Source organism: Devosia sp., assembly GCF_035944845.1.
Lineage (GTDB): Bacteria > Pseudomonadota > Alphaproteobacteria > Rhizobiales > Devosiaceae > Devosia_A.
This window is the reverse complement of the sequence record NZ_DASZAW010000079.1, coordinates 40,289-47,784: the sequence shown is the minus strand read 5'-3', so window position 1 is coordinate 47,784 and position 7,496 is coordinate 40,289. Positions and strand designations below refer to the sequence as shown.

Below are 7,496 nucleotides of genomic sequence, written 5' to 3'. Positions count from 1 at the left end.
GGGACTCTCAGTGGTCCTCCCCCGTGCAACGGGGGAGGGGGACCGCCGAAGGCGGTGGAGGGGGCGGCCGGAGGCGCCGGTGTTTGTGGTCGCCCCCTCCACCAGCTCCGCTGGTCCCCCTCCCCCGCTGCGCGGTGGAGGACCACTGAGAGATCGGTGGCTCTTCATATGCGATCGCCCTGCCCTTGAGGGGGAGGGTGGGGGGTGGGGGTCCATCGGTGATCACAGAACCATCCCCACCCCCAACCCCTCCCCTCAAGGGGGAGGGGAGCAGATCGACTGCCGGTCTACGCCGTTCCTACATCTTATGTTCCGCGTGCTCGCAGGTCACGGCCGGGTTGAACGGCATCAGGTCGCCCATCGGGTTGGCCCGATAGAGCCAGACATGCTGGTCGTAATGCGGCGTGAAGCCATGCGCCTCGTCGCCGGCTGTCGCCGGGTCGTCGGCCATGTGGTCCCAGGCGCGCCCGTTGAGCACCAGTTGTTCGGTCTTGCCCGCGGCATCCCAGGCCGCCTGGAACACCAGGTTCTCCACCGCCACCAGTTCGAGCGAGCCGTCGGCCTGCGGCTCGTAGATCAGCACCGAGGGCTTCATCCAGTCGGTATAGGTGCCTTTGCCGTCGACCCGCGGATCGGTGCCGGTAATCTCCAGCAGTGCTGGATGGATGTAGTGAATGCCCATGGCCCCAAGCTCGGCCGGCAAGCCGGAGTTGGCAGCCGAGACGCAATGGTTGTCCGGCGTGATGTAGCCATCGGCCAGCGCCACCTGCACGTCCTTGTACTTGTCGATGGCCTTGCGCATGTCGTCGAGGTTGACATCGGCGGCGACCGCCACCACCGGGCAAAGCGAAGCGGCCAGTGCGAGTAAAGCGAGTCCTTTCATCTGATCCTCCCAGAGACAGGCGCCGCAGGCGGGCGGCCGGCGGCTGCGGATGCAACATATCACGCCGAGAACGGCCCCAGCCAGTAACAGCTCGCGCGACATTCCTTGGTGATTTCTAGTACTTGCAAAAACGATTGGCGGGTCGCACAAGGCACATCGCGCATATCGTCTACAGATATGTTAGCATCCATGAGCCAGAATGACTGGCTCGCTATGACCGGATACTGACCTTGGTCGCCATCACACAGCAGAGTCTTTCCGCACTACTTTTCACCTGCCTCGGCGCGGCGGCGCTGGCCGCTGAAGCGGTCGTCGGCACGCCGCCAACCTGGGCCGACATAAACCCGATCGTCACCAGGCATTGCGTCATGTGTCATTCCGCCCAGGGCGCCGGGAAAGGCCTGCGCCTCGATAGCTACGCCCTGGCGCTTGCCGGCAGCACGGATGGCCCGGTGCTGCTGCCGGGCGACCCCGAAGGCAGCGAACTGATCCGGCGCCTCAAGGGGATCAGCAGCCCACGCATGCCGTTCCTGAGCTACCCGCTGGCGGATGACGAAATCGCACTGTTCGTGCGCTGGGTGGAGGCGGGGATGCCGGAACGGTAGAGGCGCCGACTGATAGAGACGGCCCCCACCCGGCCTCCCCCATAAAGGGGGCGGTGAAGAGGAGTTTGTGGCTCGATCGCGCCCGACGCATCGGCGGGGCACCTCCCCCTTTATGGGGGAGGATGGGAGGGGGCCGTCTGCTGCCGTTGATCGTCACTTCAAAGAGACGACCTACTTCCCCGCCAACGCCCCGATCCCGCCGCCGATCGCCACGTTCAGCGCCACATAATTGCTCGCATATTGCCGCGTCGAGGTCGCCAGTTGCGCCTTGGCGTCAAACAGGCTGCGCTCGGCGTTGAGTACATCGAGTATCTGCCCCTGCCCTTCCTGGTAGCTCTTTCGCGCCAGTTCGAGCTGCCGCTGCGCACTGTCGGAGACCTTGGTCGCCGCGTCGATGCTGCGGCCGTCGCGGCGAACGGCGGCGAGCGCGTTCTCGGTCTCCTCGATGGCGCCGCGCACCGCGCTCTGCCAGCTGAGATAAGCCTGATTCACTTTCGACAACGCCGCCTGGTGGTTGGCCCTGGCCCGTCCGCCATCGAGGAATGGCAGGTTGAGCGTCGGCCCGAACCCCCAGCTGGTGCTGTTGCCGCCGGCCAGCGCCGCCAGCTGGATATTGCCGCTCAGCGTGATCGACGGATACATCTGCGCTTCTGCGATCCCGGCATTGGCCGTCGCCGCCAGCAGCGCCCGCTCGGCCGCCTGGATGTCCGGCCGCTGCCGGATCAGGTCGGCCGGAACGCCGGCATTCACCTTGGCCCGCGGCCAAGGCTGCGGCGCGCCCTTGATCAGGTCCTTTTCGATGGCGCTCGTCGACTGCGCCGTCAATGTCGCCAGCCGGTTGAGGCTGCGCACGAACCCCAGCTCCTGGCTCGGCAGCTGCAGCGAGGCGGCATCGAGCGCACTCTGCGCCTGCAGCACGTCGAGCTGCGAGCCGGCGCCGTTGGTGAGCAGCGACTGCGTCAGCTCCAGCGTCTGCTGGCGGGTGGAGAGGCTCGAGCGCGTAAGTGCCAGCGATTCCTGATAGTAGCGCAGGTCGATATAAGCGTTGGTGAGTTCCGACAGGAAGGTCAGCCGCGCCGTATCGGCCGAGAGATAGGCGCTGTCGAGATTGGCCTCGGCGGCCCGGCGCGAGTTGCCATATTGCCCGAACAGGTCGAGCATCCACGACGCAGTCGCGCCATAGGTGACCGACGAACTCGACGCACCCGAGCCGCCGCTTTCGCGGCCGGCGACGCTGCCCGAGGCCGAGGGCAGCACCGTGGCGCCGACGGCGATCATTCCGGCATTGGCCTCGTTGATCCGTTCCACCGCCTGGGCGATCGAGAGGTTCTGGCTGAGCCCGCGATCGATCAGCCGGCTCAGCCGCTGGTCGCGGAACGCCGTCCACCACGCCGTCTTGCTGTTGTCGACCGAGGCTGCCTTGGGCGCGGCCTTGAACGTCGTCGGTACCGCCATCTCAGGCTTGTGGTAGGCGAGCGAGGAGCAGCCGGCGAGCAGCGCCGCCATGCCGGCAGCAACGAGGAGTCTCGCGGGGCGCCCGGCAGGCGCCCGCAAAGCCGATGCGGTGATCATATCAAGTCCTTGGGTTATCGGATCAGTGCGGGGCGACCTCGGCCGCCTCAGGCGTTGGGTGATGCTGCGCCGGCTCGCGCCGACGCAGCACACGCTTGACCAGTCCGCTCAACGAGTCGGTGTAGGTCAGCATCACGGGAACGACGACCAGCGTCAGCAGCGTCGAGCTGATCAGCCCGCCGATCACCGCGTGGGCCATCGGGGCGTTCTGGCTCGAACCTTCATGCAGGCTCAGCGCCAGGGGCAGCATGCCGAACACCATGGCCAGCGTCGTCATGATGATCGGGCGGAAGCGGGTGCCCCCGGCCTCGACCAGCGCCTCGTAGAGGTTCCAGCCTTCGCGCACATGCTGGTTGGCATTGTCGACGAGGAGGATCGCGTTTTTCACCACGAGGCCCATCAGCATGATGAAGCCGATCATCGACATCATGTTGAGCGTCGAGCCGCCGACCAGCAGCCCCACCAGGACGCCGATCAGCGACAGCGGCAACGCCATCATGATGGCGATCGGCTGCACGAAACTGCCGAACTGGCTGGCCAGCACCAGGTAGATGAACACCACCGCGAGCAGCAGCGCCGAGCCGGCGGACGAGCCGATCTCGCCCAGCTGTTCGGCATCGCCGCCCATCGACATCCGGTAACCCGCCGGCATCTCGATCGCGTCGATCGCCGCCTGGATCCTGGGCATCACGTCGCCAATGTTGGCGCCGCTCAGATTGGCATCGACCGTCACCTGCCGCGACAGGTCCTGCCGGTTGATCTCGGCCGGGCCGGTCGAGGTCTCGATATCGGCAATGTCGCCGAGCCGGATCACCGAGCTGTCATTGCGGCTGATCGGCAGGTTGGAGAGGAGCTCGACGCTGTTGCGCTCGCCTTCCGGCAACCGCACCACCAGCTTGTAGGTTTCCTCGGCCGGCGACGTCCATTCGCTGACCTCTTCACCTGACAGCATCGGCTGCAGCACCGCGCCGACCTGCTGCAGCGAGATGCCGGCTTCGCTGGCGAGCTCGCGATTGACCCGGATGCTGACGATCGGCTGCGCCGCATCGAGCGACGTCTCGATATCGGTCAGGCCGGGGATCTGCGCCAGCTTTGCCGCCAGCTGGTCGGTGAGATCGCCCAGCACGGCAAAACTGTCGCCATAGGCGGTGACCTGGATGGGCTTGCTCAGGCTGCCGAAACCACTGGAGACGCCGACAATGGTCTTCACGCCGGGCACCTGGGCGAGAAGATCTCGAACCGGCGCCGTCATTTCATGCGGCATCAGCTTCCGTTCGCCCGGCGGCACCATGGTGACGACGACGGTGCCGGCATTGGAGCTCGGGACGCCCTGCCCGCCGGCGACGGTGGCATAGGTGCGCTTCACTTCGGGCAGCGTGCGGAGCAGCGCTTCGACCTGCCGCACTTTCTGGCCGGTATACTCGAGCGAGGAGCCCTGCGGCGTCTCCACCTCGACCTGGAATTCGCTGTTGTCGGTGGCCGGCGTCACCTCGAAGCCGACCAGCGGTACCAGCGCGAAGCTTGCAAAGAACAGCGCTACGGCAGTGGCGAGCGTCGTCACCCGGTGCCTCAGGCACCAGCGCAGCAGCGCCCGATAGCCGCCGGCGCACCACTCGAAAAAGTGGTCGAACTTCGCCACCGCCCGGCCGAGCGGGCCGCGTTTGGCGCCCGGCTCGGAATCCGGGTCGTGCCAGACCGACGACATCATCGGGTCGAGCGTGAAGGCGACGAACAGCGAGATCAGCACTGCCACCGACACGGTGACGCCGAACTGCAGGAAGAACCGCCCCATGATGCCGTCCATGAAGGCGACGGGGAGGAACACCGCGACGATCGACAGGGTCGTCGCCAGCACGGCGAGGCCGATCTCGTTGGTGCCATCGAGCGCCGCCTGCACGTGGTTCTTGCCCATATGCAGGTGCCGCATGATGTTCTCGCGCACCACGATGGCGTCGTCGATCAGGATGCCGACCGACAGCGACAGCGCCATCAGCGTCATCATGTTGAGCGTGAAGCCGAGCGCGAACAATACCGTCATCGTGCCGATGATCGAGATCGGCAGGGTCAGCGCGGTAATGACGGTCGAGCGCCACGAGTTGAGGAACAGAAAGACGATCAGCACGGCGAGCACCGCGCCTTCGACGATCATGTTCTGCACCGTGTGGAAGGATTGCTCGACCGGAACCGCATTGTCGGCCACCACGTCGATGCTGACATTCTCGGGCAGCTCGCGTTCCTGAAGCCGCTCGAGCTCCTGGTGCACGGCCTTGGCGACGCCCACCGTGTTGGCGCCCTGCACCTTGATGATGTTGATCGCCAGCGCCCGCTCGCCATTGATGAAGGCGAGGCTCTCCTCGTCGCCCTGCCCCTGGGTGATGGTCGCGACATCGCCCAGCCGCACCGCCTGGCCGCCGGTACGGGAAACGATCATGTTGCGGAAATCCTCGACATCCTCGAGCCGGCCTTCGACCTGGATGGCGCGCGACACCGCGCCCTCCGTGATGGTGCCGGCCGGCAGGTCGAGATTGTTCTGGCGGATCGCCGCGATCACCTCGGACATGCTGACGCCGAACCCGTCGAGCCGGTCGGGATCGACCAGCACGTCGAGTTGCGCCGGCACCCCGCCGACGAGATCGGCGCTGCCGACGCCGGGGATGTTGCGCAGCCGATTGACCACCACGTCATCGGCCAGCTGCGTCAGCTCGCGCGAGCTGAGCGCGTCGGAGCGGATGGCCAGCGACATGATCGGCATGGCGTTGGGATCGAACCGCAGCACGCGCGGCTTGTCGGCATTATCGGGCAGGTTCGCTTCGATGCCGGCGATCTTGTCGCGCACCTCCTGCACCGCGTCGACCGAGCTCACCTCCATGTCGAACATCATGATGATCATCGCGGCGTTCTGCTGCGCGATCGATTGCAGCGTATCGATGCCGCTGATCGAGTTCACCGCGTCTTCGATCGGCTTGATGATGTCGTTCTCGACCGATTGTGCCGAGGCGCCGGGATAGCTCACCACCACCGCGACGACCGGCAGGTCGATATTGGGCATCTGCTCGATGGAGAGCCGCGAGTAGGAGTAGAGGCCGAACACCAGCAGCGCCACCATGACCATGGTGGCGAAAACCGGGTGGCGGACGCTGATTTTGGTGAGGAACATGGCTCAGTTCTCCACCACGGTGACGCGCATGCCGGGCTTGAGGTCGTCGAGCCGGCCAGAGACATAGCTTTCGCCGGCCGCGAGGCCCGAGGCGAGTTCGGTCATCCGGCTCGAGGCCCACTGGCGCTTGACCTCGACCGGCTGGCGCAGCAGCGCGCCATCGGCGATCCGCAGCACATAGCGCCCTTCGGCATCCTCGCGCACAGCCGCGTCGGGCACGGCAAACGCCCCCTTCGTCTCTTCGATGACGATGCTGCCCGAGGCGAACATGCCGCCACGGAGCTTGCCTTCGGGGTTGGGCACCGAGATCAGCACCGGCACGGTGCGGGTGCCCTTGGCCGCGACCGGGCTGACGCCCTCGACCGTCGCGGCAAAACTCTGGCCCGGCAGTCCCTCGACGGAGAGGGTTACGCCCTGCCCCGGCTTGAGTTGCGGACTGGCGCTCACCGGCACATAGGCGGTCATTTCCATCATCGAGAGATCGACGAGGTCGAACAAGGCGGCGCCCGAGGTGATCAACTGGCCCGGTTCGATCGAACGCGCCGCGACGATGCCGTCGAACGGCGCAGTGATGGTGGCGTTGCGGATCACCAGTTCCGCCGCCGCCACCTGCGCTTCGAGCGCCGCGAGGTTGGCCTTCAGCGCTTCGATCGAGGCTTTCTCGGATTCGACCGTCGCGCTGGGGGTGAGACCACTATCTGCAAGCCGCAGGGTGCGCTCGAGCTGGTTCTCGGCCTGCGCCAGCTGAGCCCGGGTGGCTGCCGCAGTGCTGCGCTGCTGGCTGAGCTGGATTTGCGAGGTCTCGACATCGACCGTCGCCAGCACGTCACCGGCCTTGACGCTGTCGCCGATGCGCGCCTCGACGCTTTTGAGCGTGCCGTTGACCTGCGAGGCAATGGCAATCGAGCGCCGCGGCATCAGCGAACCCGTTGCTTTGAGCGTTTCGGCCAGCGTCGTGGGAGCCGCCGTGGCGACGTCGATCGTCAGCAGCCGCTTCACCACATCCGCGGCCGGTGTGGCGGTTTCGGCCGGCGTCGAGGCCTGCGGCGCCAGCATCGGCGGCAACACGAACACCGCGAGGCCGACCACCACTATGGCGGCGCCGGCCCAAGCCCAGGGGAAGCGCGCCGGCTGGATACCGGCTGCCAGCAGCGCCCGTTTCTTCAGTTCGCGGCGGCTCAGCGCCCATTCGGGCTTCGGAGTCGGCTGGATTGCGGGCTCGTCCATGGCGCAGTCCTCAGGTAGATGGGTCCAAACGTCTCGCCGCCCTGGAGCGACC

The 7,496-nt window shown here is 66.4% G+C and carries 5 protein-coding genes; 1 reads left to right on the top strand and 4 read right to left on the bottom strand.

Annotation, left to right across the window (positions count from 1 at the left end; translation table 11 throughout):
* Positions 1 to 298: 298 nt before the first annotated feature.
* Positions 299 to 883 carry a hypothetical protein gene (locus tag VGV07_RS15855; protein WP_326869691.1) on the bottom strand — a complete coding sequence of 195 codons (585 nt, stop codon included), beginning with the start codon at positions 881 to 883 and terminating at the stop codon, positions 299 to 301.
* A gap of 230 nt (positions 884 to 1,113) precedes the next feature.
* Here VGV07_RS15855 and VGV07_RS15850 point away from each other — a divergent pair, with 230 nt between their 5' ends.
* Positions 1,114 to 1,488 carry a c-type cytochrome domain-containing protein gene (locus VGV07_RS15850; protein ID WP_326869690.1) on the top strand — a complete coding sequence of 125 codons (375 nt, stop codon included), beginning with the start codon at positions 1,114 to 1,116 and terminating at the stop codon, positions 1,486 to 1,488.
* Between the two features lie 171 nt (positions 1,489 to 1,659).
* Here VGV07_RS15850 and VGV07_RS15845 read toward each other — a convergent pair whose 3' ends face one another.
* The 3 genes from VGV07_RS15845 to VGV07_RS15835 are packed head-to-tail and all read right to left on the bottom strand — an operon-like array spanning position 1,660 to position 7,444.
* Positions 1,660 to 3,060, bottom strand: coding sequence for an efflux transporter outer membrane subunit (locus VGV07_RS15845; RefSeq protein WP_326869689.1), 1,401 nt, complete (start codon positions 3,058 to 3,060; stop codon positions 1,660 to 1,662).
* Positions 3,061 to 3,082: 22 nt separating this feature from the next.
* Positions 3,083 to 6,217 carry an efflux RND transporter permease subunit gene (locus VGV07_RS15840; protein ID WP_326869688.1) on the bottom strand — a complete coding sequence of 1,045 codons (3,135 nt, stop codon included), beginning with the start codon at positions 6,215 to 6,217 and terminating at the stop codon, positions 3,083 to 3,085.
* Between the two features lie 3 nt (positions 6,218 to 6,220).
* The gene (locus tag VGV07_RS15835; RefSeq protein WP_326869687.1) at positions 6,221 to 7,444 is read right to left on the bottom strand and encodes an efflux RND transporter periplasmic adaptor subunit; all 1,224 of its coding nucleotides are present in this window, start codon (positions 7,442 to 7,444) and stop codon (positions 6,221 to 6,223) included.
* Between the last annotated feature and the right edge of the window lie 52 nt (positions 7,445 to 7,496).

Bases quoted from the DNA above. Each gene is read 5' to 3' on its own strand.
- VGV07_RS15855 (WP_326869691.1), bottom strand. From the start codon at position 883: ATGAAAGGACTCGCTTTACTCGCACTGGCCGCTTCGCTTTGCCCGGTG.
- VGV07_RS15845 (WP_326869689.1), bottom strand. From the start codon at position 3,060: ATGATCACCGCATCGGCTTTGCGGGCGCCTGCCGGGCGCCCCGCGAGA.
- VGV07_RS15835 (WP_326869687.1), bottom strand. From the start codon at position 7,444: ATGGACGAGCCCGCAATCCAGCCGACTCCGAAGCCCGAATGGGCGCTG.
- VGV07_RS15840 (WP_326869688.1), bottom strand. From the start codon at position 6,217: ATGTTCCTCACCAAAATCAGCGTCCGCCACCCGGTTTTCGCCACCATG.